Source organism: Salarchaeum japonicum, assembly GCF_020614395.1.
Classification (GTDB): domain Archaea; phylum Halobacteriota; class Halobacteria; order Halobacteriales; family Halobacteriaceae; genus Salarchaeum; species Salarchaeum japonicum.
In genome coordinates this window covers 675736-702331 of record NZ_CP085324.1, presented here as the reverse complement: position 1 = coordinate 702331, position 26596 = coordinate 675736, and the positions used below count along the sequence as shown (strand labels likewise).

Below are 26596 nucleotides of genomic sequence, written 5' to 3'. Positions count from 1 at the left end.
GTTCTCCGATTTTCGAGGAGTCGTTCGGTGTGCACGGGACAGCTGTTATGGGATAGTGGTTCGACAGGGTCGGTATGACACCGTCGGAGTTCGTCTCGTCCTGGGGGCCGGTCGCGGTGCCGTTCGCCGTCGTGCTCGCGTACGTCGCGGCGAAAGTCATGCTTCAGGCCCACTTCGAGGGGAAGCAGCCGAAACTCGGTGATATCGGTCAGTTAGGGGACGGTGAGGACGACTGACCACCGACGTATCTGAATTAGCGTTCAGACAGTAACACCTATCTGAATCGTAGTTCAAGCAGTGGGTGATGAGTGAAAGCGAGCGGCTCCGCCGGAAGCTCGACGCCGACCTCGGCGGGTGCTGCGACGCGGACGTGGAGAATCGACTGAACGAGCTACGCGCGCTCGCGGACGACGCAGACAAACACGCGGGGACGCGGTCGGTGTTCGCGGTACTCGGAGACGAGACGCGGAACCGGCTCGCGCGCGTGCTCGCGGCGAGCGACGACCGGCTCTGCGTCTGCGAACTCGAACCGCTCTTCTCGGTGAGCGAGAGCGCGCTGAGCCACGCGCTCTCCGACCTCGCGGACGCCGGCCTCGTCACGCGGGAGAAGGAGGGGAACTGGCGGTACTACGAGACGACGGAGCGCGCGGAGCGCCTGCTCGCCGCCGCGGAGGCCGACGCGTGAGCGACAGCCTCGGCGTCTTAGACCGATACCTCACGCTCTGGATTGCGCTCGCGATGTTGCTCGGCGTCGGCCTCGGGCGGTTCGCGCCGGGGTTCGTGGACGTGCTGAACGCCGTGCAGTTCCACGGCACCAGCATCCCCATCGCCGTCGGGCTGTTCGTGATGATCTTCCCAATCATGGCCGAAATCGAGTACGACCGCATCCCGCGCGTCACCCGCACCGCACGTCGCGAAATCGGGTTGACGCTCGCGTTCAACTGGCTCGTCGCGCCGTTCGTGATGTACGGCCTCGCGACGCTCTTCCTCGGCGGCTACCCCGGCTACATCACGGGGCTCGTCCTGGTGGGTATCGCGCCCTGCATCGCGATGGTGCTCGTGTGGAACGAACTCGCGTCCGGGAACCAGGAGCTCTGCGCGGTCTGCGTCGGCGTGAACAGCCTCCTCCAGATCGCGCTGTTCGTCCCGTACGCGTTCCTCTTTCTCACCGTGCTCCGCGGGACGAGCGTGGACGTGTCCATCTCGCTCGTCGCGACGATGGTCGGCGTCTTCCTCGGCCTCCCGCTCCTCCTCGGATTCGCCGTCCAGCGCACCGCCTTCCGCACGGTCGGCCGGCGCGCGTACTACGAGCGCGTCATCCCCCGAATCAGTCCGTTCGGACTGCTCGGCCTCCTGTTCACCGTCGTGGTGATGTTCGCATTGAAGGGCGACTACATCGTCTCCAACCCCGGCGAAATCGCGCTCATCGCCGCCCCCCTCCTCATCTTCTTCGTCGGCCTCTGGGCGCTCGCGTACGGAACCAGCGCCCTCCTCGGGTTCGACTACACCGAATCCATCAGCGTCGCGTTCACTGCGTCCTCCAACAACTTCGAACTCGCCATCGCCGTCGCCGTCGCCGTTTTCGGCATCGCGAGCGACGTGGCGCTCGCCACCGTCGTCGGCCCCCTCATCGAAGTGCCCGTGATGCTCGCGCTCGTCCGCGTCGCGCTCGCCACCAAGGACTCGCTGTTCCCCGACACGGAGGTGACCGGCGTTGCCTACACCGACTGAGACCACCATCGCGTTCGTCTGCGTACAGAATTGCGCCACGGAAACTCCGCGGCTAACTCTGCACGCCCGCTCGGAGGTCGTCCAGTGACGACCACCATCGCGTTCGTCTGCGTGCAGAACGCCGGACGGAGTCAGATGGCGTACGCGTTCGCGGAGCGCGAGCGGCGCGAGCGCGGCCGCGACGACCTCGCATTCGTGACGGGCGGGACGCGGCCGGCCGACCACGTCCATCCCGAGGTAGTGGAGGCGATGCGGGCGGTGGGAATCGACATCTCGGAGCGCGTGCCGCGCGAGGTGTCGTTCGCGGAGATTCAGGACGCGGACGTGGTGATTACGATGGGGTGTAGCGCGGCGGACGTGTGTCCGGCGAACTGGAGCGGGGAGAACCGGGACTGGAACCTCGACGACCCGGACGGAAAGTCCCCCGAGGAGGTCGCGCGGATTCGGGACGACATCGCGTCCCGGGTGCGGGCGCTGTTCACGGAGTTCTAGCGGTTCGCGCGGCTCGGCGGCGGAATCTGCGGTTCGGGTTCGTCGAGGCCGGGGAGGAGGCACTTCGGGGGTTCGTCGTTGACGTGCGCGTACTGGTCGGGGGCGTTCGCGAGGACGTGCGCGGGGTTCCGGCCGCTCGGGAGGGCGGCGGCGCGGAGTTCGGTGAAGGAGGCGACGCGCGCGCGGATGCCGCGCCAGTGGTGGCGGACGCTCGACGGGACGGAGACGTCGCGGAGCGGCCGGTAGTCGGGGCCTTTCGCGGCGAGCGCGGCGAGGTTGACGTTCGCGGCGACCTCGTCGTGGTCGACGAGCACGCCGACGCGGGCGTCGCGGGGTGCGCGCGCGGCGAGCACGTCGAGGCCGAGGTGGAGCGCGCGGTACTCCGCGACGTTGTTGTCCGGGACGGCGTCGGGGACGGCGAGGCGGGCGACGCGCTCGCCGCTCCGCGCTTCGATGATGACGCCGAGGCCGCCCGCGCCCTCCGCGTACGAGCCGTCGGTGGCGACGTAGAAGTCTCGGTGGTGGGTGTGCGGGGGGTGGGCGATGTGGGGGGTCGGCGCGTCGTCGAAGAGTGTTCTGAGGCTTGAGCGCCCGGCGTGCGCCATATCTCGTGATTGGCGTGGTGGAACTTAAACCGTGCGCCGGTTTCGCGGGAGCACAGCGTATATATGCATCGGCCGTGTGAGGATTGGGTATGACAGGTAGTGACGAACATAGTTCGACCAGCCGGCGGACGTTCCTGACCGGCGTCGGTGGCGCGGCCGTGACCGCCGCGCTCGCCGGGTGTTCGAGTAGCGGCGACACGACGACCGACACGACGACCTCCGGCACCACGTCCGGGACGACGCAGGAGACGACGAGCGGGAGTCAGGAGTTCCCCGTCACCATCACGCAGGGCCAGATGCCGACGACGCTCGACCCCCAGGACCACCGGTCGACGCCGACGGACAACGTCGTCCTGCACACGTACGAGGGCTTGCTCTCCCGCACGCGGACGGGCCAGATGCAGGCGCAGTTGGCGACGGACTGGGAGCGCGTGGAGGACGGTCGCGTCCGCTTCCAGATTCGGGACGGGCCGACGTTCCACAGCGGGAACGACCTCACGCCCGCGGACGTGGCGTACTCCATCAACCGCATCGTCGACCCCGACGTGGGCATCAACAGCCCGCAGTCCGACCAGCTCGCGGGCGTGACGGGCGCGGAGGTCGTGGACGGCGAGCGCGCCGTTGACGTGCTCTCGGACGGCCTGAACCCCATCGTGTTCTCGCTGTTCGCGACGTACGGCGACGTGATGGAGCAGGCGTGGGTGGAGGAGAACAGCGCGGACTACGTCTCCACGCACATGAACGGCACCGGGCCGTTCGAGTTCAGTGACTACGAGCAGGGCGTGCAGGTCGTCCTCGAACGCTTCGACGACTACTGGCAGGACCCCGCGGACGTGTCCGAGCTCACGTTCAACGCGGCGAGCGAGTCCAGCACGCGCGTGAACCAGCTCCTCGCGGGCGAGACGGACGTGATCGTGAACGTGCCGCCGCAGGACATCTCGCGCGTCCAGAACGGCGAGAACACGCGCGTCGACGCGGTGTCGAGTTCGCGCGTCATCTACAACGGAATGCGGTACGACGTGGAGCCGTTCGACTCCGTGGAGTTCCGGCAGGCGATGAACTACGCCGTGGACATGCAGTCCATCATCGAGAGCGTGCTCGACACGTTCGGGGACGCGACGAGCCAGCCCACGCTCGAAGGGTTCGTCGGGTTCAACGAGGAGCTCAGCCCGTACCCCTACGACCCCGACCAGGCCGAGCAGCTCGTGGAGGACAGCGGGTACGCGGGCGCGGAGATCGAACTGCACAGCCCGGTCGGTCGCTACCTGAAGGACGTGGAGATCGCGCAGGCGGTCGTGAACCAGATCAACGAACTGCCGAACGTCTCCGCGAGCCTGAACCAGCGCGAGTTCGCGTCGCTCGCCGGCGAACTGACGGACGGCGACATCACGACGAGCCCGCACTGGTACCTCATCGGCTGGGGGAACGCGACGTTCGACGCGAGCCAGACGCTGATTCCGCTCCTGACGAGCGACGGCGCGCTGACCTCGTACGAGAACGACGAGTTCGACTCGCTTATCGAGCAGGCGCAGAGCGAGTCCGACACGGAACAGCGCCGCGAGTACCTCGAACAGGCGAACGCGCACGCGAACGAGCAAGCCCCCTGGATTTTCCTGAACCGCCAGTACAGCGTGTACGGCGTCTCCCAGCGGGTGTCCTGGCGGGCGCGGCGTGACGAGCGCATCGACGCGTACGCGATGAGCCAGACGTAACTCCTCCGTCATGTCTTTCGCTCGCTTCCTCTCGAAACGGATACTGCAGGGTATCCTCGTCATCTGGGGCGTGGTGACGGTGGTGTTCCTGCTGCGGTACCTGACGCCGGGGAACCCGGTGTCGTTCATCGCGCCGCTCGACGCGGGGCCGGAACTCCGGGCGCGCATCGCCGCGGAGCTCGGGCTGAACCAACCTATCTACGTCCAGTACTGGAACTACCTCACGGGCGTCGTGCAGGGCGACTTCGGGCAGTCCTACATCGTCGCGAAGGGCCTACCCGTCTCGGAGGTCGTGTTCGGGCGGTTGCCGGCGACCGTCGAGATGGCGGTCGCGGCGTCCGTCGTCGCCATCGTGCTGTCGATTCCGCTCGGCGTCATCAGCGCGACGAACCGCCACGAGCCGAGCGACTACTTCGCGACGACGTTCTCCCTCGTCGGCATCAGCACGCCGAACTTCTGGCTCGGCATCATGCTCGTGCTCGTGATGGCGATCCAGCTCGAACAGTTCGCGAGCGGGTTGCCGTGGCCGGTTTCGATGGTCGGAATGCTCAGCCCGCCGACGAGCGGGATGGCGCGCTACCAGGGGAGTCCCGTCCTGTTCTACGACGGCCTCAGATACCTCCTGTCCGGGAACCTGCAGCCGATGGTTCGGTGGTTCCAGCACATGGCGCTCCCGGCGATAACCCTGGGCACGTACTTCACGGCGCTCATCACGCGGTTGACGCGGAGCGGGATGCTGGACGAACTCGGGCAGTCGTACGTGCAGGCGCTGCGGGCGAAAGGCCTGCCGGAGACGCGGACGCGCTACCGGCACGTGCTCAAGAACACGCTCATCCCCATCATCACGGTGCTCGGTCTCCAGTTGGGGACGCTCATCGGCGGCGCGGTCATCACGGAGAGCGTGTTCGACTGGCCGGGCCTCGGCACCCTCCTCATCGACGCCATCAATCGGCGTGACTGGACGGTCATCCAGGGGTCGCTCATCGTCATCGGCTGTGGTTTCGTTCTCATCAACATCCTCGTGGACGCGCTGTACGCGTACGTCAACCCCCAGGTGGTGAACGACTGATGATTCTCGATGATTTCTTCAACTGGCTGTTCGGCGGTATCGCCGCGGTGCTCGGGAAGGCGGCGTCCCCGCGGACGATTCGCAACCTCAAGTCGGAGCTGTCGCGGAGTTTGCTCGCGAAACTCGGCGTGGCGTTGCTCGTCGTTATCGTGTTCGCGGCGGTATTCGCGCCGTTCATCGCGCCGCACAACCCGCAGGCACAGAACTTGAACCAGACGCACTTGCCGCCGCTCGGGTTCAGCGCGGAGCAGACGCAGACGAGCTCCGAGGTCGTGAACGGGTCCGTGACGGTCGTCGAGGAGACCGTGTACGTGGACGCGAAGGCGACGCATCCGCTCGGCACGAACTCGCTCGGGCAGGACATGTTCTCCCGGATGCTGTACGGGGCGCGCGTGAGCCTGCTCGTCGGCCTGCTCGGCTCCGGTATCGCGGCGTTGGTCGGCGTGGCCGTCGGGCTGTCTGCGGGCTACTACGGCGGGAAGGTGGACGACGCATTGATGCGGGGCGCGGACGTGATGCTCGCGTTCCCGTCGCTCGTGCTCGCCGTCGCGCTCGTCGGCCTGTTCGGGAAGCAGGGGATCGCGATACCCGACCCGTTCGTCGCGGTCGGGTTCGCGCCGTCGATGCCGGAGTCGTTCAAGATACCGGGCACCGTCATCCTCGTGGTCGCGCTCGTGAACTGGGTGTGGTTCGCGCGGGTGGCGCGCGGCGAGGCGCTCACGCTCGTCGATCAGGAGTACGTGAAGGCGGCGCGGAGCGTCGGCGCGAGCAACTTCCGCATCCTGCGCTCGCACGTCCTCCCGAACGCCATCACGCCCATTCTCGTGCTGGCGACGATTCAGGTGGCGGCCATCATCCTCCTCGAATCCTCGCTGTCCTTCCTCGGGTTCTCGGGCACCACGCTCTCGTGGGGCTTCGACATCTCGCAGGGACGGCAGTACCTCGCGACCTCGTGGTGGATTTCGACCGTGCCGGGTCTCGCCATCGTCCTCTCCGTCATCGGCATCAACCTCATCGGGGACTGGCTCCGGGACGCCCTCGACCCCGGTATCGAGGGGGAGGGAGGTGTCTGAGATGACGGACGTGCTTCGCGTCGAGGGACTCTCGACGCGCTTTTTCACGGAGCAGGGCCAGGTGAACGCCGTCGAGGACGTGAGTTTCACCATCGAGAGCGGGGAAGTGTTCGGGGTCGTCGGGGAGTCCGGGAGCGGGAAGTCCGTCACCGCGCTCTCCATCGTCGACCTCGTCGAGAACCCCGGGAAGGTGACGGACGGCGAAATCTGGTATCGGCATCCGGAGCTCGCTGAGCGCGCTCGCGAGGCGTACGACGAGGAGGCGGTGGACGGCGAGTACGTCGACCTCCTCCAGTTGCCGGAGCGGGAGCGCCGCGCGCTCCGCGGCCCGGACTTCGGGATGATATTCCAGGATCCGATGAGCAGTCTCAACCCCTCCGTGTCGGTCGGCGAGCAGATAGCGGAGGCGGTGGAGGTCCAGCGGCGCGCGGAGGCGAACCCGCGCGCCACCCGGTCTCGCACGCAGGGCTACGGCCTCGGGTCGCTGTTCACTGACGCGTTGTTGCCGACGAAGAGCTACGTCTCCGAGGAGTCGCGCTCGCGCGCCATCGAACTCCTCGACCTCGTCGGGATTCCCGACCCCGAGGAGCGCTACGACGAGTACCCCCATCAGTTCAGCGGCGGAATGCTGCAGCGGGCGATGGTCGCGCAGGCGCTCGCGGGCGAACCGGACGTGCTCATCGCGGACGAGCCGACGACGGCGCTCGACGTGACGATTCAGGCGCAGATTCTCGACTTGCTGTCGGAGTTGCAGGAGGAGCGCGGGATGAGCGTGATGCTCATCACGCACAACCTCGGCGTCATCGCGCGGATGGCCGACCGGGTCGGCGTGATGTACGCGGGCGAGATTGCGGAGCGCGGGACGCTCGCGGACGTGTTCGAGGAGAACGTCCACCCCTACACGAAGGGGCTTCTCGGGAGCATCCCCGACCTGGACGACCCCGCGCCGCGACTGAACCCCATCGAGGGGAACGTTCCCAGCCTCCTCGACTCGGAGATGGGCGGCGGGTGTTACTTCGCCGACCGGTGTCCGAAGGCGATGGAGGAGTGCCTGGAGAAACCGCCGGAATTCGCGTGCGAGGACGGGAGCGACGAGCACGCGGCGAAGTGCTACCTCGCGGATCACGAGTACGACGAGGCGACTGCGCTCCCGGACGACTACTTCACGGGTGATAGCGATGAGTGAGACGTTACTCTCGGTCGACGGCTTGGAGAAGTACTACTACGAGCGGGACAGCCTCCTCGACACCGTGTTCCGGCGGGAGCCGGACGCGGTGAAGGCCGTGGACGGCGTGTCGTTCGACGTGAAGGAGGGCGAGACGCTCGGCCTCGTGGGCGAGTCGGGCTGTGGGAAGTCCACGACGGGCGAGACCGTGCTCCGGCTCAGGGAGCCGACGGGCGGCACCGTGGAGTTCGACGGCGCGAACGTCGGCGACCTGTCGGGCGAGGAGTTGACGGAGTTCCGGCGGCGCGCCGGCATCGTCTTCCAGGATCCGTTCGCGAGCCTCGACCCCCGGATGACTATCGGGCAGATCGTCCGGGAGCCGCTCAGCGTGCACGGCGTCGCGAACGCGGACGAGCGCGTGCGGGAGTTGCTGGAGCGCGTGGGGTTGTCGGCCGACCAGTTCGACCGGTATCCGCACGAGTTCTCGGGCGGACAGCGCCAGCGCGTCGGTATCGCTCGCGCGCTCGCGCTCGAACCCGACTTCCTCGTGCTGGACGAGCCGGTGTCGGCGCTCGACGTGAGCGTGCAGGCGCAGATATTGAACCTCCTCGACGACCTCCAGGACGACCTCGGGCTGACGTACCTGTTCATCGCGCACGACCTCTCCGTGGTGCGGCACATCAGCGACCGCGTGGCGGTGATGTACCTCGGGGAGATCGTGGAGACAGGGGAGGTAGACGACATCTTCGAGAACCCCCGGCATCCGTACACGCAGGCACTGCTGGAGAGCGTGCCGCGCGCGGACACGATGGAGTCCGAGCGGGAGGTGCGGACGCTGAGCGGGGACGTGCCGTCGCCCAGGAATCCGCCGAGCGGGTGTCGGTTCCGCACGCGGTGTCCGCACGTCATTCCCCCGAACGACCTGGATATCGACCAGGCGGCGTTCCGGGCGGTGATGGACGTGCGCGACCGACTGGAGCGCGGGGACTTCGGCTCGGGCGACGTGTCGTCCGCGGACGAGTGGACGGAGCACGTGTCGGCCGAGTTGTCGGGGCGCGCTCGCGAGGCGATGGAGGACGCGTTCGAGTCGCTCGCGGCGGGCGACGACGAGGCGGCCCGCGGGCGGTTGCGGGACACGTTCCAGTCCGTCTGCGAGACCGCTTCTCCCGAGCTCGACGACGGCAGTCAGCCCGCGGCCTGCCACCTGGACGACCCCGCAACCACTACGTAGCGGGGTCTCGTCTCTCCGGGTATGACGCTGCTCGCGCGCGACGTGATGACGGCGGACGTAGAGACCGTCGATGCGGACGACGAGGTCGCGGACGTCCTCGGAAAGCTCTCCCGGCGGAAGTTCAACGGGTTTCCCGTCCTGGAGGACGGCGAACTCGTGGGCGTGGTGACCCAGCGGGACTTCGTGGACTTGTTCGAGCCGAGCGACCGCACGCTCTGGATTCCCATCGGCCTCCCGCCGTTCTTGGAGACGGTTGAGTACGCGATAGACCTGTCGTGGGACGAGCTCGACGCGGAACTCGACCTGGCGGCGGCCGCGGGGAAGCCCGTGCGGGACGTGATGACGCGGGACGTGGAGACCGTCGCGCCGGACGCGTCCATCGACGACGTGCTCGACATCCTCGCGACGGACGACCCGAACGTGAATCGCGTGCCCGTGCTGGACGGCGGCGACCTCGTGGGTATCATCACGCGCGAGGACGTTGTGCGGGCGTTCCGGGACGAGCGCGCATCGAAACCCTAACCCTTCTGTCGGTTCGACTCTCCGTGTGTCCCGGTATCGGAACCTCTCGCTGTTCCTCGTGCTCGCCGCGGCGTGGGGTGCGGCGTTCATGGCCATCAAAGCGGGGTTGTCGTACTTCCCGCCGGTGTTGTTCGCGGCGCTCCGGTACGACGTGGCGGGCGTGTTGATGCTCGCGTACGCGTGGTACGCGACCGACCATCCGCGTCCGACGGGTCGCCGCGAGTGGCTGCTCGTCTGGGTGGGGGCGGTGTTCCTCATCGCGGGCTACCACGCGCTGTTGTTCGTCGGGGAGACGAGTCCGGACGTGACGAGCGCGTCCGCCGCCGTCGTCGTGAGCCTGAGTCCCGTGCTCACCACGGGGTTCAGTCGAGTGTTCCTGCCGGAGGAGCGCCTCGCGCCCGCGGGCCTGCTCGGATTACTGCTCGGTCTGGTGGGCGTGGTGATTCTGGCGAACCCCGGGAGCGCGGCGTTCGAGTCCGGTCTGCTGGGGGAGGCGCTGGTGTTCGGCGCGGCGGCGTGCTTCGCGCTCGGGAGCGTGCTCACGAAGTACCTCGACGCCGACCTCCCCATCGAGACGATGGAGGGCTGGTCGATGCTGCTCGGCGCGCTCCTCATGCACGCCGTGAGCCTGGGTATCGGGGAGCCGCTGGCGGTGGAGTGGACGTGGGAGGCCGTCGCGGCGCTCGCCTACCTCTCCCTGGTCGCGTCGGCGCTCGGCTTCCTCATCTACTTCGACCTCCTCGACCGCCTCGGCCCCATCGAAATCAACCTCGTCTCCTACGTCGCGCCCGTGTTCGCCGCCGTCTCCGGCTTCCTCGTGCTCGGCGAAGCGCTGGACGCCACCACGGCCGCCGGGTTCGCCGTCATCTTCCTCGGTTTCTGCCTCCTGAAGCGGGACGCGATACAGGAGGAAGTCGGGTCGTGGCGGGTCAGAGGGCGGTGAGGCCGAGACTGTATTCGAGCGCAGTGTCGACCTCGCGCATCGTGTCGTCGGGGACGGAACCGACGACCTCGGTGATTCGGTGGTCGATTGAGACGGTTCGGAGCTGGCTGCAGAGCACGACGGCGTCCTCGCGGAGCGCGCACTCGCTCGCGCGCACGAGGACCTCGAAGGGGTAGCGTCGGTCGCCGAACGAGGTCGTGAACGGTGCGACGATAGTCGTCGGGGCGTTCTCGTTTCCGATGTCGTTCTGGAGGACGAGACACGGACGTGGTCCGCGTTGTTCGGAGTCCTTCGTGGGGTCGAGTTCGACGATGGCGATGTCGCCGCGGTGGACGCGCATCTACTCCCACCCGGGGGCGTCGCCGAGTCCGCGGTCGGCCTCACTGGAGATGCCGTCGAGTTCGTCGGCGAGTCGGCGGTCGCGTTCGGCGCGCTCGCGATAGCCGGCGGCGAGGTCGTCGCGCGTGACGGGGCGTTCGATGACGATGCGGCCGTCCTCCTCGCGTACGACCACGTCGTCGCCGCCCGTGATGTTCAGTCGTTCTCGGAGTTCCTTCGGTATCGTCACCTGTCCGCGCTGGCCGACGCGACGCGTCTCACTGATACGTATTCATATCATATTCGTATACTTCGGTGTTTCGGCGGCCGTCGTCGGGAGTTGTCGTGACGAGCGTTCGGCGTGGCGGAGGTGTATCCCTGCGCGGGACGTACTCGTTTTTGTCGCTGGACGGTGCCATTGCTTATTGTGGCCGCGCACGTATCCCCAAATATGTCCACGGATGTCTCCGAGCGTGTGCGCGAAATCGCACGATACAACGAGGAGAACGAATCGGCGGTGATTCAGCAAGCGGTCGAAAAAGGAGTCGACGACCTCTGGCGGGATGTTGTGATTAGCAAGTACCTCACCGGTGAGATTTCCCGCGAGGAGGCCGTCGACGAACTCGGAGCGGATATCGTTCGGGATGTCGATACTGCCGCGAGTGCCATCGAGGACGACGTTTCGTGGGGCCTGAGTAACGAGGGATAGCCGAAGTCGCGTATCCGCGCGCTGGAGCGGGACACGTCGCTGTACTTGTCGAGGCCGTTTCTGGAACACACGATTCGTCTCGTGGACACCGAGCTCGACAGGGAGGAGGACAGCCACCGACCTCACGCGTCTGGCGGTTCCGAAACGGGAGGTTAGCAGTTGTCCGCGATCCACGTACACCACGCGTCGAAGTCGTCCGCGCCGCACTGCGCGGCAATGGATCGATAGGTATCCTGGGAGATGTGGTTCGCGTCGGTGAGCGGAACGGTGACGATGCGGACTTCGTCCGTCTCCGGATGCTCGTATCGAAGTTTGACGTGACTCCCGGTTCGCCCGATAGGCCGGTATCGTTTCGAGCGCAGCGCTTTCACGATTTCGCGGCCGGAGAAGTCGGCGTACGTCATTCAGAGCCAGGGCGGTGGCGTCTCGTCCTCGTCGAGTTCGCTGGGTTCGATGTCGAGTTCGCGGAGGAACGCGTCTGGGTCTTCGATGGGTTCACCACCGCCTTCGTGGAGGAGGAGGGCGTCCGCGAGCATCGCAAGCGCGGCGGCTTTGGAGTCACCGCTCGCGGCGACGCCGGTTTCCAGGTCTCGTGCGGTCACGAGGCCGTTCTCGTAGGTGAATTCGACGCCCGTATCGGTCGCGTCATCGGTCGTCGCGCTCATACAGAGTGATACTCGGACGGCGGGAATAAGTGTTCCCCGCCCACCCACTGCCCCACGCCAACGAATACCATACTTAAACGAATTTTCTCCGATTCTGCACAAAGCATTTACGCGGCCTGAGACGCCCGTCTGGGCCACGGCAACGATGGTGAAACACACAAAGCATTTAATGCAGGCTACGTAAAGAGTGAGTGTACCCCTACCCATGTGCGTCAGCGAGTACGCAGCGAGCCGAAAGCCGACGTGCGACCCCAGTAACAAACTATGACAGGAAACAATAAGATTCGCGGCGTGCTCCTCAGCGCGCTGATGGTCATGTCCGTCTTCGCGGGCACCGTCGCCTTCGCCGGTGGCGCTGCCGCAGCGAGCGGAGGGACCTTCAGTGTGCAGGATGAAACGCCCGGTGCGACAACTACGCTGAACTCAACCGTTACGGTTGGTTCTACTCTTGACAACAGCAGCGCACAGGCAATTACAATCGACTTCTCCAACACGAACAACTTTGATGGGACCTTCGCAGGCACCACCTCGGCTACCGTCTATTACAACGGTACCCAAGTCAGTAATGCGACTGCGCAGTCCCCGACAAACAATGGAGAAACTATTAAAGTCGAATTTGACAGTACCCAGGTTCAGGACGGCGAGCAGTTCAAAGTCGTCCTAACTGACTTCACAAATCCGTCCTCGGACGGGGTATACACGGGTACAGTCGACATTAACCCACAGTCCTCGGGTTCCCAGGTTTCGGCTGACCTCACTATCGGAGCTGGCGCTTCTGACCGTTCCGGCTCTGACGCGAACGTGAGCACGAACGGCACGTTCTGGCAGGGCCAGGACCTGTTCTTCCAGGCCCAGGACGGTAGCGACAGTGAGGGAGACACGTACCAGATTCGGTTCGCTGAGGACGGCGGCCTTGTCACCGAGTTCAGTCTCGATGAGAACGGCTCCGCGGTTCTCAGCACGTCTGGCTACGACGGTGACTACTACATCGTCGACGACTCGAAGACCAAGCTCACCATCGGTGACGACGGCGTCTCCAACGGTGCAGCATCGAGCACCGATAACGCGTCCTTCGAGATAGCAGTCCAGACGTTCGACGCAACCCTCTCCGCGGACTCCGTGTCGAACGCTGCTGGAACTGCTGACCTCGAATTCGACTCCAACCGTGGCGGCTACGATGTCTACGTCCAGTGGGACGGTGACGTCGCAGCCAGCACGGTTCAGGAGATCTTCAACGACAACTACGAGGATGTCAGCGTTGAAGACATGGACGACGACGATACGAACGACACCGTCGTCCTCTCCGGTCTTCCCGCTGACAGCACCACGGAACTGAACTTCACTGACGCGACGGCCGCCACGTACAACTTCACGTTCGACGTGGCTGACACCGACGCGACCGCGTCCGACTCCATCACCGTCACGGAAGCCGCAGCTGGCGAAGTCGCCTTCGCTGGCTCCGGTAGCTACGACGTGATTCAGGGCAACGTCGGCGAAATCACCGTTGACATCACTGGTGCGCAGGACACTGCGACCGTCGTTATCGGTAACGACGCGCAGTCCGGCTACCAGGCGAACATGACCGTGACTGACGGCAACGGTGACGATCAGGTCACGATCAAGTTCAACACGTACACCGCGGGTAACGAATCGGCATTCGGTGCCCCGGTGTCCGTGAGTGAAGGCGACGACATCGATTACGGTACGCAGAGCGACCTCTCCAACCTCCTCGACACGGGCGACTACAGCCTGTACGCGACGGTTGGTGACAACAGCGACGACTACAGCACGACTGTCGACTCCGCCGACTCGATTGGCACGCTCTTCATTACGGAGCGCGCCACGAACGGCATGAACCTGTGGACCGCGCCTACCATCCCGGCAGACGCGGACTACAGTGACGTTGCGAGCCTCATCGAGGAAGGTTCCCTCACGCAGGATGACAGCATCGCCACGGGCGACTACGTCGTCCACCAGGTTGATGCGACCGGCCTCGAGGGTCTCGTTGCAGCTAACGACAACCTCGCCGACGCTCTCGACAACGGGAACGTCACGCTCAGCGTTGAGCAGACGAACCCCGAGTCCAACCGTGAAGCGAAGGTCCTCAACACGAGCAGCACGGACTTCCGCATCATCTCCGACGCCGCTAACGACACCTACTACGTCGCCTACCAGCCGAGCTCGGCTGACTGGGAGCGCGGCCTCGGCGGTGACTCCGCATCTGTCGACTCTGACGACTCGTTCAACGCGACGTTCACCGTCGCTGACGACCGTCTTCTCGGCAGCACGAGCGACGAAGACCACCAGTCCGTGACGGCGTCCTTCGACACCGTCGCTGGTGAGGTCTCCTACTCGTCCGACCCGGTCAACGTGACCGCCGCGACGGGGCAGACCATCTCCGGTATGTCGACCTACGCGCCCGGTACGGAATTCACCGTGCGCCTTCAGTCCACGGAGGACACCCAGCCCGCATTCGTGAAGAGCACGAAGGTGACGGTCCAGGCTGACGGTAGCTGGTCCGGCACGTTCGACATGACGTCGCCCGAGGGAATCGGTGCCGGCGACATGTTCACTGTCTCGAACACCGAAACGGACACGACGGCTGACGGTAACGTCGTCGAGTCCACGGGCACGTCGACGACGTCCACGACGTCCACGACGTCCACCACGTCGACGACTACCACGACGTCCACGACGTCCACCACGTCGACGACTACCACGACGACGGCTGCCTCCACGACGACGACGGAGGAAGGCTCGTCCGGTAGCACGCCCGGCTTCGGCGTCGGTCTCGCGCTCGTCGCGGTCCTCGGCGCTGCGCTCCTCGCGCTCCGCCGCGACAACTAAAATAACGACTGACCGCCGGTAGCGGTCACACTCGCAGCATTCTTTCCCTTTGTTTTCACTCGGCGTAGTGGCGACGCCGTCGGTGGGCGAATGCTTTTACGCGATACCGGTGTACGCTCGGGTATGAGTGGAACCGACTCGGAACCGACGACGACGGTGAGCGCTGAGGACGTGCTCGAAGTCGTTGAGACGATGGAGCCGCCGGTGGTGACGACGAGCGATATCTCGAACGTGCTCGGCTGCTCGACGGACGACGCCCGGGCGCGCCTGAACGCGCTTCACGAGCGTGGGCTGGTGCGGCGGCGGAAGACGAGCGGTATCGTGCTCTGGTGGGTGCCGCGTGGGGACGCCGAGCGCCCCGACCCTATCGACATGGGGGAGACGAACGCGCTCGAAGAGACGGAAGCATCGCACACGCGGAACTGAATGGTTCGGGCTGTCGTCGACGCGAACGTTCTTTTCGCGGACCGAAGCCGCCGTGACGCGTTCCACGACCGAGCGAGCGAGAGTATGGACGCAGTCGACCAGGGAGACCTCCCGCTCGTTCACGTGCTTTCACAGAATCTGATGGAGGCACTGGCGTCGATTCAGAAGAACACGACCTGGGGGAGAGCGGTTGAAACGTTCCAGTACCTCGAAGACAGCAAGAACATCGAACTCGTTCATCCGACCGAATCGGATCAGGCGGACGGACAGGTGATATTCATTCGAGAGCGAAATCTCGAACTCGCGGACGCTGTAACGGCGGCGTACATGAACCGAGTCGGAATCGAGTACGTCTACAGTTTCGACGACGATTTCGACCGGTTCGACACGATTACACGGCTATCGACTGCGGACAATCCGTACGCGTAGCGATGGATAGGTCGAAATAGGTCCGTGTTGAGTACCGATAGCGGTCACACCCGCAGCATTTCTTCTTTGTTTTCACTCGGCGTAGTGGCGACGCCGTCCGGTGGGTTGGTTTCGCTGAGTGTGTGTCACATCGAGAAGATTAATGGTTTACGTGGCGGGTAGGTACTGAGCGGTATGAGCGACGGTTTGCGGGTGCTCGTCGTGGACGACGACGAGGCGTTCCTGTCGGTGACCGTGGAGTTCCTGGAGCGGCGCGGCGTGGACGTGGTGGCGGAGACGAGCGCGAGCGCTGCGCTCGACCGGCTGGGGGAGGGGTTTTCGTGCGTGGTGAGCGATTACGAGATGCCAGCGATGGACGGCCTCGAACTCCTGAAGGCGGTGCGGGCGGAGCGTCCGGAGTTGCCGTTCGTGTTGTTGACGGGGGCGGGGAGTGAGGACGTGGCGAGCGAGGCGATCAGTCTGGGGGCGACGGAGTACGTGCAGAAGCGCCCGGGGCGGGGGCAGTTCGATATCCTCGTGAATACGGTGGTGAACGCGGCGGAGGCGTACGAGACGGAGCGCGAGTTGGCGGCGAGTCGGGCGTTCGTGGAGGACGCGGTGGAGGCGGTGCGGGACGTGTTCTTCGTGGCGGACGTGTCGGGGGAGGTGACGCACTGGAACTCGCGGGCGGAGGACGTGATGGGGGGGAGAGACCCGAGCGAGGTGGAGCCGGAGTCGGTCGTCGCGTCGGACGACCGGGAGGCGGTGGCGGCGGCGTTCGAGGCGGCGGTCGCGGAGGGGAGTGCGCGCGTGGACGCGGCGGTGGGCGAGGACGCGGTGCCGTTCGAGTTCACGTTCTCCCGGATTACGGACGACGACGGCCGGGTGACGCACGTCGCGGGTGTGGGGCGGGACGTGAGCGAGCGGGTGGCGCGCGAGCGCGCGGTGACGACGCTACACGAGACGACGCGGGCGTTGGTGACGGCGGAGACGCCCGAGGACGTGTTCGAGTACGCGGTCGGTGCGGCGGACGGCCTGCTGGGGTTGGCGCGGACGGCGTTCTACCGGTGGGACGCGGACGAGCGCGCGCTGGTCGCGGCGGCGACGGCGAACGGGACGCCGGGGGAGTTGCCCGTGCTGGGGGACGGGTCGGCGGTGTGGGATGCGTTCGTCGCGGAGGAGACGCGGACGGTGGAGTCGGCGGCCGTGTTCGGGGAGCTGGCGGCGCTGGTGGTGTCCGTGGGGTCGCACGGCGTGCTCGTCGCGGGGTCGGAGTCGGGCGGGTTCGACGACGTGGACGTGACGGTGGTGGAGGTGTTGGCGGCGAACACGGCGGCGGCGCTCGACCGGCACGACCGGGAGGCCGCACTGCGGGAGCAGGAGCGCGAGCTGGCGGCGAAGACGGAGCGCTTAGAGGAGGTGAATCGGACGAACACGCTGGTGCGGCGGACGCAGGCGGGACTGCTGGGGGCGTCGAGCCGGGAGGACGTTGAGCGGTCGGTGTGCGAGTCGCTCGCGGCGGACGACGAGTACGTGTTCGCGTGGACGGGGACGCTGGATGACGGCGAGGTGTCGCCGCGGGCGTGGGCGGGCGCTGGCGAGTCGATTCTGGACGCGCTGGCGGTGGAGGACGCGACGGCGTCGCCGGCGTGGCGGGCGGTAGAGCGCGACGAACCCGTGGTCGTGTCCGACCTGGTGTCGGCGGCGGGCGGCGGGTGGCGGCGGCGCGCGCTCGCGGCGGGCGCGGGGTCGGCGGCGGCGTTCCCATTGTCCTTCGACGGCGGGTCGTACGGCGTGCTCGTCGTGTACGGCCGGCGCGCGAACCAGTTCGGCCGGGAGGAGCGCGAGATACTGAGCGAGCTCGCGGCGACGGTGGCGAGCGCGGTGAACGCGGCGGAACGCAAGGAGGCTCTCGTGACGGGCGGGGACGTGGAGGTGACGTTCCGGGTGCCGGACGCGACGGGGCCGGTGTCGGCGATGGCGCGGCGGACGGGCGCGACGTTCGACCTGGAGGAGGTGGTGTCGAAGGACGACGGGTCGTGGCTGGTGTACGTCGCGGTCGCGGACGCCGACCCGGCGGCGGTGTCGGCGGCGGCGGACGCGCTCGTGTCCGTGGAGTCCGTGGACGTGTTCGACTCGGACGCCGACCGCTCGCTCGTCGGGCTCGTGGTGTCCGAGTTCCCGGCGGTGGACGTGTTGGCGGCGCACGGCGCGTCCGTGCAGTCGTTGACGGCGACGCCGCGGGAGGTCGAGGTGTCGGTGACGGTGCCGCGGACGCGCTCCGTGCGCGAGTTCGTCGCGGCGTGCGAGGAGCGACTGCCGGGTATCGAGTTGGTGCGGCGCTCCCAGCGGGCGTCCCAGCCGGCGGTGCTCGTGGAGGGGTTGACGGAGAAACAGCGCACGGCGCTCAGGACGGCGTACGAGCACGGGTTCTTCTCGTGGCCGCGCGAGCACACGGGCGAGGAGGTCGCGGAGGCGATGGGCGTGAGCGCGCCGACGTTCCACCAGCACCTCCGGAAGGCGCTCGGCACGGTGTTCGCGGCGGCGTTCGGCGACCACGCCGACCTAAACGATTAGGGTCGCGGGCGCGGGCGTTCGATACGGTTCGGCAGTAAGGATTGGGTCCTGTGTGAGGAACGTTCACGCGAGCGACGATGTCCCTGAACCAGTCCGCGCGGAACGCACGCGCCACGACGACCGAGCCGCGGCCGAGCGACGACGACGCAGTTCTCTTCGAGGAGGTGCAGCAGGCGCTCTGCGAGGACGGGTTCGCGTCGCCGCCCGAGGGCCGCCACCTCGCGCAGTGGGTGCGGAGCGAACTCCGAACCGCGCTCGGGAACGTCGACGTGGACGTGCAGAACGGGAGCCGCGAGTGCGACCTGCTCGTCGAGGACACCGTCGGCGTCGAACTCGTGGACGGCCTGTCAGCGTACGGCCACGCCGGCATCCACCGCCACCTCGAAACCGTCGGCCGGGACTGCGACTACCTCGTCGTGTTCGTGCACGAACTCCCGAGCGACTGCCGGGACGCGTGGTGGATGGTGAAGCGGCGCTGCACGCCCCACGGACTCGGCGTTACGGACATCGCGTTCGTCAAACCCGACGACGGGGAAACCGCGACTACCAAGCGCTCCCCGCTGACCGCGTGGTTCCTGCTCGGCCCGGCGATGGTGTTCGTCGCCGCCTACCTCGCCGTCGGCCTGCTGGAAGCCGCGCACATCGCGAACCACCCGATGCTGATGCTCATCGTTCCCACTATCGGCGCGGTCTGCTTCCTCGCGCTCGTCCTGAAGTGCTTCGGCCACACCTAGGCGAGGTCGCGGAACAGCGCGCGCACCAGCACGGGGTCGGTCGTCGCCGCGGTCGCCTGCACGCGTTCTCGAAGGTTCTCGAACTCCTCGCAGAGCGCGGCGTACCGGTCGTCGCTCGCGAGCGCGTCCGGCGATTTCGCGGCCTCCAGCGACGCCTTCGCGGCCGCCGTCTGGTAGAACGCGCGAACGGCCGCGGGATAGTTCCGGAGGTCGAGGAGGCGTTCGACCGTCTCGACCACCCGCTCGCGCTCCACGGGCTTCACGAGGTAGTCGTCGAACCCGAGCGACACCACGTCGAAGTCCGGTTCGACCCCGGTGACCATCGCCACCCGACAGTCCAGACGCCGGTCGTCGATGGTCGCGAGCAGGTCGTCGCCCGACCCGTCCGGAAGCCGGCGGTCGAGCAACACGACGTCCACCGACGCGTCGAGCACGCCGCGAGCGTCCGCGAGCGTTCCCGCCGTCCGAACGTCGTACGCGTCGGCGAGCCAGGCCGTGTAGAGGTCGCGGACTGACTGCTCGTCCTCGACCACGGCGACGGTATGTTGGGACACGAATCGCCCGAACGTTCCCGGGTGACGGATAAAAGCCTTCTACCAAACATCCTAAAACGACCCCGGGAGACGCGAGAACCGCGTACCGGGGGCTGTCGCTCGGTGGTCAGTAGAAGTTTGAGTGGGCCCGCCGAGATTCGAACTCGGGTCCGACGCACCCCATGCGCCGAGGATACCGCTACCCCACGGCCCCACACGTGTTTCGAGGAGTGGCCCGGGGTTAAGGGCTTCGTTTCGCGGGCTACACGAGGACGCGTTCGAGGGTGACGGCTTCGCCCGCGTCGGCGTCGATGACGTCGGTGGCCCGACCGAGGCAGACGGCGGACTCGTTGGGGGTGATGCAGGCGACGAGCGCGCCGGGGGCGGGGTCGTCGTGGTCGATGACGCCGGGCGCGTAGACGGGCGCGCCGTTCGCGACTTCGCGGGCGGCCGAGGGCGCGATGGTGACGTGCGGGAGGTGGACGAGCGCGTTCTCCGCGGGCTGGACGACGCCGCGAATCCAGTCCTCGGTGCCGCGGTCTCGCCACTCGGCGAGCGCGTCCACGTAGTCGTGCATCGACACGAGGTCAGCGTCCGTGAACGGCCCGGTCGCGGTGCGGCGGAGGTGGCCCATGTGTGCGCCGGTGCCGAGCGCCAGTCCGAGGTCGTGACAGAGCTTCCGGACGTAGGTGCCGCTCTCGCAGTCGATGCGGAGGAGGGCCTGGCGTTCACGGACTTCGAGCACGTCGAGCGCGTGGATTTCGCGGACGCGGAGGCGGCGGGAGACCGCGGACTTCCGCGGCGGCTTCTGGTAGAGCGGGCCTTCGAACTCGGCCACCACGTCGCGGAGATCGCCGGGAGCGTCGTCGTGGAGTTCGAGCACGGCGACGTACTCCTTCGACCCCTCCAGCAGGGCGGGCGCGAGCCGGGGCGCAGTCCCGGTGAGCACGGGGAGACAGCCCGTGACCTTCGGGTCGAGCGTGCCCGCGTGCGCGGCCTTCTCCACGCCGGCGAAGTCCCGCACCCACGCGGACACCTCGTGCGCGGACGGGCCCGGCGGCTTGTCGAGGTTCACGACCCCGAACTCCAGGAGGCTCTCGACAGACCGCTCCGTCGGTGGTGCGCGCATCAGAACTCGTACGTGACGCCCTCGACGGGGGTCGCGCCCTCGTCCGCGCTCGGGTCGTAGCGCTCCACGGCCGCGAGCAGGAGGTCGAGCGTCGCGTCCTCCCCCCAGCGCGCCGTGTTCACCGCGAGGTCGTAGATGGAGCGGTCGTCGAAGTCGATACCGTAGTACTCGCGGTAGCGCGCCGTCTCCGACTCCTCGCGCTCCTCCGTCTCCGCGAGCGCGTCCGCAACGGATTTGTCCTCGCGCTCCGCGATGCGCTCCGCGCGGACTTCGAGCGACGCGTCCAACCAAATCTTGAGGTCGGCGTACTCGCCCGCCATCCACCCGGCCAGTCGGGACTCCAGGACGAGGTCGTCGTGCGTGCGCGCCGTCTCCCGCAATTGCTGGTCGAGGTCGCGGTCTATCTGGTCGTCCGTCTCCGCGAGTTCGTTGAACTCCGCGAGGGAGAGCCCGCGCTCGTCCGCGAGCGCCCGGAAGATGTCGCCCCCGGAGACGTGCTCGTAGTCCAGTGCGTCCGCCAGCGCGGCGGCGTTCGTGGACTTCCCGCACCCCGGCGGGCCCGAGATAGTAATCAACATATCAGTCCTCGGCCCGCGCGAAGTAAAGAGGTTGTGAACCGCGTCAGGCCGTGTCCGGACCGGTCTGGACGTTGAGGGCTTTCCGGAGGATCTGGCCGATGCTCATCGTGCAGAAGAAGTACCAGATGATCCACGCGGGGAAGAACCCGGCGACGCCGTCCAGGAGTTCGAGCTGGCCGAACATCGGGAGGACGATACTGCCCTCGCCGGAATCGACGTGGCCCGCGAGCAGCATCCAGTACATCCAGAGGAAGACGGGGATGGTGATGAGCATGATCCACACCATCGGCCGGAACTGCTGTTTGAACATGCCGAGCTGGTCGCCCATCAGCTCCATCTGTTCCTCGCGGAGCTGTTCGAGGCGCTCGTCGTTGTCGTTCGCGCGCGCTTCCTTCTGGGCGTCCTGAATCTCCTGCATGCGCTCCTGGTGTTCGCCCATCCCGGACATGTCCATGAGGTTGTCCTGGAGGATGGTGGAGTAGAGACCGGTGAGGGTCGCGAGCACGAGGATGACGAGGTAGAAGGGGAGCATCGCGTCGAGCGGCCCGAGGAGCATGTCGAGCGCGCCGCCGACGGTGTTCCGGACGCTGTTGATGGAGTACCCGGCCATCATCGCGAGCGCGCCGACGGCCGCCATCTTATCCCACTGCGACCAACTCGAATCGTCGTCGTCGTCCTCCACCTCGACGTCCTCGGAGAGCGCCTCCCGGATTTCGTCCGTGTCCGCGAGCCGGAAGCCGTCGTCGGCGTCCTCCAGCACGCCTTTCTCGATGAGGCGACCCCACTGACCGGTCGTCACGTCCTCTTTCACGTTCCGCCACTTCAGGGCGTCCTCGTCGCCGTCTTCCTGCTGGGCGAGGAGGCGTTCGAGGGCGTCCGCCAGCTCGGGGTCTTCGCGGACGAGCGACCGGACTGTCTGTTCGGTTCGAGCCATCTACCTAGGGGGTCGGGAGCGGGCGTTCATCAACCTGTCCCTACTCGTCCGTCGCGTCGCGGGCGCTACGCGTCGAGGTGCACGTCCACCGCGTCCTCCACGTCCGCCCAGACCTCGTCCGGCGTCTGCTCGCCGTCGATTTCGACGAGCAGGCCGGCGTCGCGGAAGTAGTCGATGACGGGCTGGGTGTTCTCCTCGTAGACGGTGATGCGTTCGCGCGCGGTCTCCTCGGTGTCGTCGTCGCGCTGGTAGAGGTCGCCGCCGCACTCGTCGCAGGTTCCGGATTCCTCGGGCGGGTTGAAGTCCACGTGGTAGGTCGCGCCGCACTCCTCGCAGACGCGGCGGCCGGTGAGTCGGCGGACGAGTTCGTCGTCGGCCACGTCGAGGTAGAGCACCACGTCGAGGTCGGTGATTTCGTCGAGGTACTCCGTCTGGGACTCGTTCCGGGGGTAGCCGTCGAGCACGAAGCCCTCGGCGTCCTCGATGGCCGCCTTCACGATTTCGTTCACGACGGGGTCGGGGACGAGTTCGCCGGCGTCCATGAACTCCGCGGGCGTGCCGTACTCGGTCTCCATGTGTTTGTTCGCGCGGAGCGCGTCGCCCGTGGTGACGTGCTCGATACCGTAGTTTTCCGCGAGTCGGCGACTCTGCGTCCCCTTCCCGGCGCCGGGCGCGCCGAGGATGAGGATGCGTGGGTCGGCGTCAGTCATACGTTTCAGTGCCCGCGGCACGGGCATAAAGCGGTCGATTGCGGAACTATTCCCAGCGCAGCCAGCGGCGGAGGCGGGACGTGATGCCGAGGTTGCGTTTCGCCATCAAGACCGTGGACTCGGCGCGCCGCCCGACCTCCTCGGGAATCGCGCCGAACACGAGTTGCTGGAGCATGCCCTCGCGGGTCGCGCCGATGAGCGTGAGGTCGTGGTTCGCCGTCTCCGCGACGATGGCGTCCGCCACGTCGTCGGCCTCGACTTCCTTCACGGACACTTCGACGTCGCCGAGCGCGGCCGTGACGTTGTCCAGCACGTTCTCGCCGGCGTCCTCGCCGCCGGAGCGAACGCGGAACACGGTGACGGGCGCGTCCTCGGAGTGCGCGACGGCGCGCGCGGCCTCCGCCGCGAGTTCGCCGTGCGGGCCGCCGGCCGCGGGGACGAGGATGGAGTCCACGCTCCCGTCCGCGTCCGTCCCGATTTTCTCCACGAACACGTCGCAGGGCGCGCCGGTGACGACGGCGTCTACGTTACTCCCGAGGACGGCGTCGCGACGGCGGCCGCGGCCCCGCCAGCCGAGCAGGACGGCGTCCGAGGACTGCTGTTCGAGCGTGTTCAGGATGGCCGTCGAGACGTCGTGGCCGATGCGGACGGTGCCGGAGACGGGGACGTTCTCGTCCTCCGCGAACGACATCGCCTCGTCGATGACCTCGCGTTTCTCGTCCGCGAACGCCCGGCCCTCCGCGATGGGCGTCTGCTGGGGGACGGTGACGACGCTCATCACGAGGATTTCGCCGTCGTTCTCCTGCGCGAGGTCGATGGCGGTCCGCATGAACTGCTCGACGTTCTCCGGGTTCGACACCGGGACGACGATCTGGTACTCGCGGTCTTCCGGCGCGCGTTCCGTGACGACCGCCGGGGTCTGTTCTTCCATGCGTTCGAGTTCGCGCTCCTGGGAGTAGCTGTAGTAGACGCCGACGCCGAGCGCGAACCAGATGAGCATCGTGACGAGCGCGACGAACCCCTCGGACTCGGGGCCGAGGCCGGGCTGGAGGCCGAGCGAGGTGAGGAGGAACGGCGCGAGCAGGAGCTGGAAGAAGATGCCGAGAATCGGGAGGACGGGCATGAACGGAACCTCGAAGGGGCGTTCGAGGTCGGGGCGGTTCTTCCGCATCGCGATGACCGCGACGTTCACCATGGAGAACAGCAGGAGGAACATCACGGACGAGGACGCGGCGACGGACTCGATGGGGAGCGTGATGGCCATGAGGCCGATGATGCCGCCGGAGACGAAGATGGAGTAGTAGGGCGCGCGGGTGGTGTCGTGGATGCGGGAGAGGGGGTCGGGGAGGAGTTTATCCCGACTCATCGAGAACGCGATGCGGGAGGACGCGTAGAGCGTCGCGTTCAGCGCGCTCATCGTCGCGGTCAGCCCGGCGACGAGGAGCAGGGGGAGGCCGTAGGGGACGAACTGGCCGGCGGCCTGAATGATGCCGAGTTCGCCCATCTCACCGAGCAACTGCCAGGTCGTCCAGTCCGCGGGCGTGCCGGAGACGCCGGCGATTTCGAGGATGTCGGCGGTGATGTCGATGCCGCCGATGGCGGCGAACGCGACGAGGACGTAGATGGGGATGACGACGACGATGGAGTAGAAGATGGCTTTCGGGATGTTCGTCCCGGGGTTTTTGACCTCCTCGCCGGACTGCACGATGATGTCGTAGCCCTCGAACGCGACGTACGTGAAGCCCATCGCGGCGAGCACGCCCGTGACGCCGTTCGCGAAGAACCCGCGGTCGCCGAGGAACTTCGTCGTCCAGTTCGGGTCTTTGACGGTGGCGAGCGCGCCGAACACGACGAAGAGACCGAGGATGACGACCTTCACGGTGGTGACGACGATACCGATTTTCCCGGTTTCCTCCGCGCCCCGGTAGTTGATGTACGCGAAGAACGCGACGACGAGCGCGGCGAGCGCCTTCGCCAGGACGGAGTGCGTGATGACGCCGAACAGCGAGAAGTCGTGGTGGAGCGGGCCGAGGATGACGAGGAATTCGACGAAGAAGGAGCCGAACGTGACGGCGTAGAGTGCGCATGCGACGGCCTGCGCGAACCAGTTCGTCCAGCCGGTGAAGAAGCCCCAGGGGCGGGGGATGGCTTCGGTGACCCAGTTGTACGCGCCGCCGGAGCGCGGGAACGCCGCGCCGAGTTCGGCGTAGCTCATCGCGGTGAAGGAGGCGATGACGCCGTTCAGGAGGAACGCGAGCAGGAGCGCGGGGCCGGCGAGGCCGGCCGCGAAGCCGGTGAGCGCGAACACGCCCGCGCCGATCATCGCGCCGATACCGATGAACGTGATCCCCCAGAGACCCATGTCTCGGGAGAGTTCGGCCTCGACGTCGTGCGATCCGTCGGAGGCCTCCGCGGAGTCAGACATAGGCCACACGACGACCGTGCCCGTAAAAAGCGTGCTGACTGCGCGGCGCAACGACCCCGACAACTATTCCGCAATCCGCAACGAGGTATAAGTATGGAGTACGATTTCGACGAACTCGACCGGCGAGTCATCCACGCGCTCGAACGTGACGCCCGGAACACGAGCGCGCCGGACATCGCGGAGGAGATGGACGTGTCCCCCGGGACGGTGCGCAACCGCATCGCGAAACTGGAGGACGCGGGCGTCATCCGCGGCTACCACGCGGACGTGGACTACGAGCGCGTGGAGGGCCGGCTCACGAACGTCATCACGGCGACGGCGTCGGCGTCGGAGCGCGCGCACCTCGCCCAGCAGGCGCTCGACGTGCCGGGCGTCGTGCAGGTGCGGGAGGTGATGAGCGGCCGCGGGAACCTCGCGGTGAAGGTGGTGGGGACGGACACGGACGACCTCTCGCGGCTCGCGCGGAAGCTGACGAACGTCGGCCTCGACATCGAGGACGAGGCGCTCCTGCAGGACGAACACTACCGGCCGTACGGACCGTTCGGGCCGGGCGCGGCCGACGACGCGTCCCGGGAGCCGTTCGGACGGGGGGCCGACGACGAGGTCATCGCGGTGACGGTGGAGGCGGACGCGCCCCTGGACGGGAAGACGCTCCAGGAGGCGAACGAGGCGGGGCTGGTCGGGGAGGACGTGCTCGTCGTCGCGGTCGAGCGGGGCGGCGCGACCATCACGCCGAAGGGTGACACGACGCTCCGCGCGGACGACCTCGTGAAGGTGTACTCATCGACGAGCGTGCCGACGGACACGCTCGACGCGTTCAGAGCGTGAGTTCGACGGCGGTTCGCTCGCCGCAGTCGGGACAGCGGAGCCGGTAGACCGTCGTGTCGCGGCGGGCGTGCCGGCCGACGGACGTCCGCCACGCGCTCCCGAGGAGCGTCCCCGTGAACCCGCAGTCCCCGCAGGTCTCGGTGGTGTCCGCGATTCGCTGCGCGAGCACCCGCCGACCACGTTCCGTGCCAATTCGTGCCATACCACCCTTCGTTCCGCATCCACCATAAAA

The 26596-nt window shown here is 67.0% G+C and carries 30 protein-coding genes and 1 tRNA gene; 18 read left to right on the top strand and 13 right to left on the bottom strand.

The features are described from left to right. Positions 1–74: 74 nt before the first annotated feature. The 4 genes from LI334_RS04010 to LI334_RS03995 all read left to right on the top strand — a co-directional run bounded on the left by LI334_RS04010 (position 75) and on the right by LI334_RS03995 (position 2223). The gene (locus LI334_RS04010; protein WP_227261885.1) at positions 75–236 is read left to right on the top strand and encodes a hypothetical protein; all 162 of its coding nucleotides are present in this window, start codon (positions 75–77) and stop codon (positions 234–236) included. 68 nt (positions 237–304) lie between these two features. Then, positions 305–685 carry an ArsR/SmtB family transcription factor gene (locus LI334_RS04005; RefSeq protein WP_227261884.1) on the top strand — a complete coding sequence of 127 codons (381 nt, stop codon included), beginning with the start codon at positions 305–307 and terminating at the stop codon, positions 683–685. Further along, a complete protein-coding gene (gene arsB / locus LI334_RS04000) occupies positions 682–1731 on the top strand; it encodes an ACR3 family arsenite efflux transporter (RefSeq protein WP_227261883.1) in 1050 nt (349 codons plus the stop codon). The genes LI334_RS04005 and arsB overlap by 4 nt, the downstream gene beginning before the upstream one ends. 135 nt (positions 1732–1866) lie before the next feature. Beyond that, positions 1867–2223: an arsenate reductase/protein-tyrosine-phosphatase family protein gene (locus LI334_RS03995; protein WP_343750110.1), complete on the top strand. Its 357-nt coding sequence runs from the start codon at positions 1867–1869 to the stop codon at positions 2221–2223. Here LI334_RS03995 and LI334_RS03990 read toward each other — a convergent pair. Then, positions 2220–2828 carry a ribonuclease H gene (locus LI334_RS03990; protein ID WP_227261881.1) on the bottom strand — a complete coding sequence of 203 codons (609 nt, stop codon included), beginning with the start codon at positions 2826–2828 and terminating at the stop codon, positions 2220–2222. The genes LI334_RS03995 and LI334_RS03990 overlap by 4 nt on opposite strands. Before the next feature lie 89 nt (positions 2829–2917). Between LI334_RS03990 and LI334_RS03985 the strand changes: the two genes are divergently transcribed. Genes LI334_RS03985 through LI334_RS03960 form a run of 7 tightly spaced genes read left to right on the top strand, consistent with a single transcriptional unit; the run spans position 2918 to position 10543 of the window. After that, on the top strand, positions 2918–4540 hold the full coding sequence (locus tag LI334_RS03985; protein ID WP_227261880.1) for an ABC transporter substrate-binding protein: 1623 nt from the start codon (positions 2918–2920) through the stop codon (positions 4538–4540). A gap of 10 nt (positions 4541–4550) precedes the next feature. After that, positions 4551–5609, top strand: a complete 1059-nt coding sequence (locus tag LI334_RS03980) for an ABC transporter permease (protein ID WP_227261879.1) — start codon at positions 4551–4553, stop codon at positions 5607–5609. Further along, positions 5609–6682, top strand: a complete 1074-nt coding sequence (locus LI334_RS03975; protein ID WP_227261878.1) for an ABC transporter permease — start codon at positions 5609–5611, stop codon at positions 6680–6682. The genes LI334_RS03980 and LI334_RS03975 overlap by 1 nt, the downstream gene beginning before the upstream one ends. A gap of 1 nt (position 6683) precedes the next feature. Continuing rightward, complete coding sequence (locus LI334_RS13105; protein ID WP_319799823.1) at positions 6684–7868, top strand: ABC transporter ATP-binding protein; 1185 nt, start codon at positions 6684–6686, stop codon at positions 7866–7868. Continuing rightward, on the top strand, positions 7861–9078 hold the full coding sequence (locus LI334_RS13100; protein WP_319799822.1) for an ABC transporter ATP-binding protein: 1218 nt from the start codon (positions 7861–7863) through the stop codon (positions 9076–9078). Before LI334_RS13105 ends, LI334_RS13100 begins: the two co-directional genes overlap by 8 nt. 21 nt (positions 9079–9099) lie before the next feature. Then, positions 9100–9600, top strand: coding sequence for a CBS domain-containing protein (locus LI334_RS03965; protein WP_227261877.1), 501 nt, complete (start codon positions 9100–9102; stop codon positions 9598–9600). Between the two features lie 25 nt (positions 9601–9625). Then, positions 9626–10543 (top strand): DMT family transporter, encoded by a 918-nt coding sequence (locus LI334_RS03960; RefSeq protein WP_227261876.1) that lies wholly within the window; start codon positions 9626–9628, stop codon positions 10541–10543. Here the strand turns inward: LI334_RS03960 and LI334_RS03955 are convergent. Both LI334_RS03955 and LI334_RS03950 read right to left on the bottom strand, forming a co-directional pair. Continuing rightward, on the bottom strand, positions 10530–10883 hold the full coding sequence (locus LI334_RS03955) for a type II toxin-antitoxin system PemK/MazF family toxin (protein WP_227261875.1): 354 nt from the start codon (positions 10881–10883) through the stop codon (positions 10530–10532). The genes LI334_RS03960 and LI334_RS03955 overlap by 14 nt on opposite strands. Beyond that, on the bottom strand, positions 10884–11153 hold the full coding sequence (locus tag LI334_RS03950) for an AbrB/MazE/SpoVT family DNA-binding domain-containing protein (protein ID WP_227262350.1): 270 nt from the start codon (positions 11151–11153) through the stop codon (positions 10884–10886). 159 nt (positions 11154–11312) lie between these two features. Between LI334_RS03950 and LI334_RS03945 the strand changes: the two genes are divergently transcribed. Next, positions 11313–11570, top strand: a complete 258-nt coding sequence (locus tag LI334_RS03945) for a hypothetical protein (protein WP_227261874.1) — start codon at positions 11313–11315, stop codon at positions 11568–11570. Positions 11571–11722: 152 nt separating this feature from the next. On the opposite strand, the gene LI334_RS03940 is transcribed toward LI334_RS03945, so the two are convergent. Together LI334_RS03940 and LI334_RS03935 are read right to left on the bottom strand one after the other, a co-directional pair. Beyond that, the gene (locus LI334_RS03940) at positions 11723–11974 is read right to left on the bottom strand and encodes a type II toxin-antitoxin system HicA family toxin (RefSeq protein WP_227261873.1); all 252 of its coding nucleotides are present in this window, start codon (positions 11972–11974) and stop codon (positions 11723–11725) included. Further along, positions 11975–12235, bottom strand: coding sequence for a type II toxin-antitoxin system HicB family antitoxin (locus LI334_RS03935; protein WP_227261872.1), 261 nt, complete (start codon positions 12233–12235; stop codon positions 11975–11977). Between the two features lie 264 nt (positions 12236–12499). Between LI334_RS03935 and LI334_RS03930 the strand changes: the two genes are divergently transcribed. From LI334_RS03930 to LI334_RS03910, 5 genes are all read left to right on the top strand, one after another. Continuing rightward, the gene (locus tag LI334_RS03930) at positions 12500–15082 is read left to right on the top strand and encodes a DUF7827 domain-containing protein (RefSeq protein ID WP_227261871.1); all 2583 of its coding nucleotides are present in this window, start codon (positions 12500–12502) and stop codon (positions 15080–15082) included. A 123-nt stretch (positions 15083–15205) separates the two neighbouring features. Continuing rightward, positions 15206–15508, top strand: coding sequence for a helix-turn-helix domain-containing protein (locus LI334_RS03925; RefSeq protein WP_227261870.1), 303 nt, complete (start codon positions 15206–15208; stop codon positions 15506–15508). Further along, positions 15509–15937, top strand: coding sequence for a type II toxin-antitoxin system VapC family toxin (locus LI334_RS03920; RefSeq protein ID WP_227261869.1), 429 nt, complete (start codon positions 15509–15511; stop codon positions 15935–15937). It abuts the gene before it with no gap. Positions 15938–16111: 174 nt separating this feature from the next. Further along, positions 16112–18493, top strand: a complete 2382-nt coding sequence (locus tag LI334_RS03915) for a bacterio-opsin activator domain-containing protein (RefSeq protein WP_227261868.1) — start codon at positions 16112–16114, stop codon at positions 18491–18493. A 77-nt stretch (positions 18494–18570) separates the two neighbouring features. Beyond that, positions 18571–19227, top strand: a complete 657-nt coding sequence (locus tag LI334_RS03910; RefSeq protein WP_227261867.1) for a hypothetical protein — start codon at positions 18571–18573, stop codon at positions 19225–19227. On the opposite strand, the gene LI334_RS03905 is transcribed toward LI334_RS03910, so the two are convergent. The 7 genes from LI334_RS03905 to LI334_RS03875 all read right to left on the bottom strand — a co-directional run bounded on the left by LI334_RS03905 (position 19224) and on the right by LI334_RS03875 (position 25536). Then, positions 19224–19781 carry a response regulator gene (locus tag LI334_RS03905; protein WP_227261866.1) on the bottom strand — a complete coding sequence of 186 codons (558 nt, stop codon included), beginning with the start codon at positions 19779–19781 and terminating at the stop codon, positions 19224–19226. The two genes, LI334_RS03910 and LI334_RS03905, sit on opposite strands and share 4 nt — an antisense overlap. Before the next feature lie 122 nt (positions 19782–19903). Continuing rightward, a tRNA-Pro gene (locus LI334_RS03900) sits at positions 19904–19973 on the bottom strand. 49 nt (positions 19974–20022) lie between these two features. After that, positions 20023–20892, bottom strand: a complete 870-nt coding sequence (locus LI334_RS03895) for an RNA-guided pseudouridylation complex pseudouridine synthase subunit Cbf5 (protein ID WP_343750111.1) — start codon at positions 20890–20892, stop codon at positions 20023–20025. Further along, on the bottom strand, positions 20889–21467 hold the full coding sequence (gene cmk / locus LI334_RS03890) for a (d)CMP kinase (RefSeq protein WP_227261864.1): 579 nt from the start codon (positions 21465–21467) through the stop codon (positions 20889–20891). Before cmk ends, LI334_RS03895 begins: the two co-directional genes overlap by 4 nt. A gap of 43 nt (positions 21468–21510) precedes the next feature. Further along, positions 21511–22401: a DUF106 domain-containing protein gene (locus LI334_RS03885; protein ID WP_227261863.1), complete on the bottom strand. Its 891-nt coding sequence runs from the start codon at positions 22399–22401 to the stop codon at positions 21511–21513. 65 nt (positions 22402–22466) lie between these two features. Beyond that, the gene (locus LI334_RS03880; RefSeq protein ID WP_227261862.1) at positions 22467–23111 is read right to left on the bottom strand and encodes an adenylate kinase; all 645 of its coding nucleotides are present in this window, start codon (positions 23109–23111) and stop codon (positions 22467–22469) included. Between the two features lie 46 nt (positions 23112–23157). Continuing rightward, complete coding sequence (locus tag LI334_RS03875) at positions 23158–25536, bottom strand: amino acid permease (RefSeq protein ID WP_227261861.1); 2379 nt, start codon at positions 25534–25536, stop codon at positions 23158–23160. A 93-nt stretch (positions 25537–25629) separates the two neighbouring features. On the opposite strand from LI334_RS03875, the gene LI334_RS03870 reads away from it, so the two are divergent. Continuing rightward, positions 25630–26364 carry an Lrp/AsnC family transcriptional regulator gene (locus LI334_RS03870; RefSeq protein WP_227261860.1) on the top strand — a complete coding sequence of 245 codons (735 nt, stop codon included), beginning with the start codon at positions 25630–25632 and terminating at the stop codon, positions 26362–26364. On the opposite strand, the gene LI334_RS03865 is transcribed toward LI334_RS03870, so the two are convergent. After that, positions 26354–26566 (bottom strand): hypothetical protein, encoded by a 213-nt coding sequence (locus LI334_RS03865; RefSeq protein WP_227261859.1) that lies wholly within the window; start codon positions 26564–26566, stop codon positions 26354–26356. The two genes, LI334_RS03870 and LI334_RS03865, sit on opposite strands and share 11 nt — an antisense overlap. Positions 26567–26596: the final 30 nt, after the last annotated feature.